The sequence below is a fragment of the Variovorax sp. 20P10.2.4 genome (assembly GCF_058244205.1).
On sequence record NZ_JBZAYE010000628.1, the window covers coordinates 1 to 4,132 of the forward strand.

Annotated in this window: 2 protein-coding genes; both read left to right on the plus strand. The window is 71.9% G+C overall.

Annotation, left to right across the window (positions count from 1 at the left end):
- Positions 1–375 (plus strand): FecR family protein (locus tag AC27VN_RS34525; protein WP_490879509.1); only part of this gene is annotated, 375 nt, incomplete at its 5' end.
- A gap of 147 nt (positions 376–522) precedes the next feature.
- Positions 523–4,132, plus strand: a 3,610-nt coding sequence (locus AC27VN_RS34530; protein ID WP_490879510.1) for a two-partner secretion domain-containing protein, incomplete at its 3' end; no start/stop codon positions are given.

The window sequence follows — 4,132 nt, forward strand, 5'->3', positions numbered from 1 at the left end:
GGCAAGGCCTGCCTCAGCTGCCTCGAAGGCACGGTGCGGCTCGAGCATCCCGCGGGCACGCGGCAGCTGCAGGCGCGCCAGCAGCTGGTGTACGACGCGCAGGCCATCAGCGGCGTGCGCGCGATCGAGCCGGCCGACCTGTCGGCCTGGCGCCGCGGCGAACTGGTGTTCCGGCAGACGCCGCTCGCGCGCGTGGTGGACGAGATCAACCGCTACCGGCCCGGCCGCGTGGTGCTGCTGGCGGCCTCGCGGCGCGACGACCCGGTCAGCGGGCGCTTCTCGATCGCCGTGCTCGACGAGGCGCTGCTGCAGATCCAGCACTCGTTCGGGCTGCAGGCGCGTTCGCTGCCCGGTGGATTGCTGGTACTGAGCTGAGCCGGCCGCGCAAGAAAAGAGCGCGCGAAAAAGAGAGAAGAAAAAAGTTGGCGGATTCCACCGCCCTCCCGTGTCTTGCATGGACGGCCCTTCGCAATGCGACGGGCGGCACCACACGACGACTTCACTCATTGGCGGGAATCTCACATGAACACGCGCGCGCGCATCGGCAGGCCACGGCAGTCCCTGGAACCAGGGCGGGAGCATTTCAGTCTGGCGCCGATCGCGCGCGCCATCGCGCTGGTGCTGATGGCCGGCGGCGTGGTCGGCCCGGCCCAGGCGCAGCGCGCCTTCAGCGGCGCCTGGTTCAACGCCAAGGGCACGGCGCAGAGCACGGCCGCGGCCACGGGCTACCTGCCGAACGGGCAGCCGGCCTCCAGCCTCACGAACCCGCAGGCGCTGCAGCAGCGCAACAACGCGCAGTGGCAGCGCTCGCTCAACAACCTGAACCTGGCCGCGCAGTCGATCGCGGCGCAGCAGGCCGCGCAGGCGGCGGCACGGCAGGCGGCGCAGAACGACGACTCGGTGCCCGACGGCCTGGTCGACGGCGGCCTCAAGGTCGACAGCCAGAGCCTCAGCGCGGGCTGGCTGAACGCCAGGGCGCCGCAGCAGAGCCTGGCCGAGGGCCGCACGCAGGTGCGCATCGAGCAGACCGCCGAGAAGGCGATCCTCAACTGGGAGAGCTTCAACGTCGGTCGCAACACCACGGTGCAGTTCGACCAGCGCGCGGGCACCCTGCCCGACGGCAGCAACGGCTGGGTGGCGCTCAACCGCGTCAACGATCCCAGCGGCAGGCCGAGCCGCATCGCGGGACAGATCAAGGCCGACGGCTCGGTCTACATCGTCAACCGCAACGGCATCGTCTTCACCGGCAGCAGCCAGGTCGACACGCGCTCGCTGGTGGCCAGCGCGCTGCGCCTGACCGACCGGCAGTTCATGGCCGGCATCAACACCAACGAGCTGCTCAAGGACCCCTACGGCAGCCCCACCAACACGCCGGCGCCGCAGTTCGGCGAGTTCCCCGAGGTCGCGCCCTATACCATCGACACCACGGTCGAGAACTCCGCGCCGTGGTTCACGCCCTCGCACGTGCCCGGCAACGTGAGCGTGCAGGCCGGCGCGCGGCTCACGGCGCAGAAGGGCGGCAAGCTCATGCTGTTCGCGCCCAAGGTCGCGAATGCCGGCACCCTCTCGGCGCCCGACGGCCAGGTGGTGATGGCGGCCGGCGAGAACGTCTGGCTCTCCAGCGTGCCCTCGAACGCCGGGCCCGACACCGTGCCCTACTACCTGAGCCCGGCGCGCGGCTTCGAGGTCGCGGCCTCCGCGGTGCCGGCGATCGCCTTCGGCTACTACGGCGCGATGTACGGCATCGGCCAGCTCTCGCCCTCCGATTCGCAGCAGCGCTGGGTCAAGGGCGTGCGCGACACGGTGATGCCCGCGATGGTGGCGCGCGCCGCCGAGGTCGGCTACCAGGTCGACAACAGCGGCCAGATCGACGCGCCGCGCGGCGACATCACGCTCACCGGCCGCACCATCGCGCAGAACGGCATCCTGCAGGCCAGCTCGGCGCTCAACAACCGCGAGGGCTCGATCCGGCTGCAGGGCTGGAGCCAGGGCCTGCTGAGCCGCGAGGGCGAGTTCGCGGTGCCGATGTTCTGGGATGCGGGCACGGTCACTTTCGGGCGCGGCAGCGTGACCGCCGTGATGCCCGACCTCGGCGACAAGACCGAGCTCGAGCTCGGCGCCCTGGCCACGCGCTACCGGCCCGGGCGCATCGTCGTGGGCGGCGAGCGCATCGACGTCCAGCAGGACGCGCGCCTGGTCGCGCCCGCGGGCGAGATCCGCCTGCTGGCCACCGCGCAGCCCTCGGGCGTGGTGCCCGACAAGCCCGCCAACAACGACGCCAGCCTGCGCGACGGCAGCCGCATCTACATCGACGACGGCGCCTGGCTCAGCGTGGCCGGGCTGCAGGACATCCCGCTCTCGATGGCGAGCAACCTGGTCACGGCCGACCTGCGCATCAACGAGCTGCGCGACTCGCCGCTGTACCGCGATTCGTGGCTGCGTGGCCAGAAGGTGGTGGTCGACCGGCGCGTGCGCGGCGTGTTCGGCAACGGCCCGATGGCCGGCGTGCTGTGGATCGGCGAGAACGATCCGGGCGCCTGGGTCGGCACGCCGCTGGCCGACGTGTCGACCTGGGTCAATCTCAGCAAGACCACGGTCGGCGAACTCGCCACCCTGGGCGGCCACATCAACCTCAAGGCCGGCGGCTCGGTCATCACGCGCGCCGGCTCGATGCTCGACATCGCGGGCGGCTCCGTGAAGTACGGCGACGGCTGGATCGACACCACCAAGCTGCTGAGCGCCGACGGCCGCGTGGTCGACATCGGCCGCGCCACGCCCGACATGCAGTACGTCGGCATCGCCGGGCGCTTCAGCGACAGCCATGCGCGCTGGGGCGTCACCGACGACTGGCGCAGCGCGCTGATCGGCCGGCCGCGCTTCGAGCCCGGCTACACCGAGGGCCGCGATGCCGGCTCGATCCAGGTCTTCGCGGGCGAGGCCTACATCCTCGAAGGCGGCATCTGGGGCGGCACCGTCGCGGGCGAACGCGCCACCCAGCCGGTGACGCAAAGCCGCGGCGGCCGCCTGGTGCTGGGCAGCGCCGACAACCCCGCGTTCGCGTTCTCGCCCGGTCAGCTGATCCTGGGCAACCGGCCCGAACTGCTGCCGGCCGACTTCACGCTCGAGAGCCCGGTCGACAGCCGCTTCTTCACGGTCGACGGCGAAGGCCGCTACACCAAGACCAGCTGGCTCTCGACCGACACGCTCGAGGCCGCCGGCCTCGGCGCCATGACCTTCAACGTCGGCAAGGGCTTCCTGCTCGAGAAGGATGCCGTGCTCAGGCTCGAGCCCGGCGCCGCGCTCAACGTCGGCCTGGCGACCCTCGACACCAACGTGCCCGTGGCCATCGAGGGCACGATTCGCGCGCCCGGCGGCTCGGTCAACCTGCCATCGGGGCAGATCAGGCTCGGCGCGAGCGCGCGCATCGACGTCTCGGGGTCCTGGGTCAACACGGTCGCCGACGGACCCGACCGGCTGCCGCACGCGATCAAGGGCGGCTCGATCATCCTGGGCGCGCTGCAGGCCGAGGCCGGCGCGGTGCTCGACGTGTCGGGCGGCGGCCAGGTCTCGGGCAGCGCGACCAAGCGCAGCGTCACGACCGGCAACGCCGGCGCGATCCAGCTGCTGACGCTGGGCAGCGCCGACACCCTCGATCGGCTCGACCTGCGCGCCTTCTCGGCCGGCTCGGGCGGTGCGCTGTCGATCAACGCCAACGGCTACGACGTGCAACTCGGTGGCAACAACGACGGCGGCGACGCGCTGCTGCACCTGCCCGCCGACCTCTATGCCTCGCGCGGCTTCCGTTCGCTGACGGTCGACAACGCCAAGGGCATCGTGGTGCCCGAAGGCGTGGCGGTCTCGCTGCGGCCGCTGGCCATCGATCTCGGCGGCGTCGATGCCACGCGCATCGCCTCGGGCGCGAACCTGGCCGAGCTGGGCCCGCTGCGCGCGTTGCCGCTCGAGCAGCGGCTCGCGCGCGCACCCGCCTCGCTGCTGCTGGCGGGCAACACGGTGGAGGTCGGCACCGGCGCGCGCATCGAGGTCGACACCGGCGGCTCGCTCCAGCTTGGCAACGACAGCGGCGCGATCGGCGTCGTGCCCGGCAGCATCGTCGTGCGCGGCACGCTCGAGG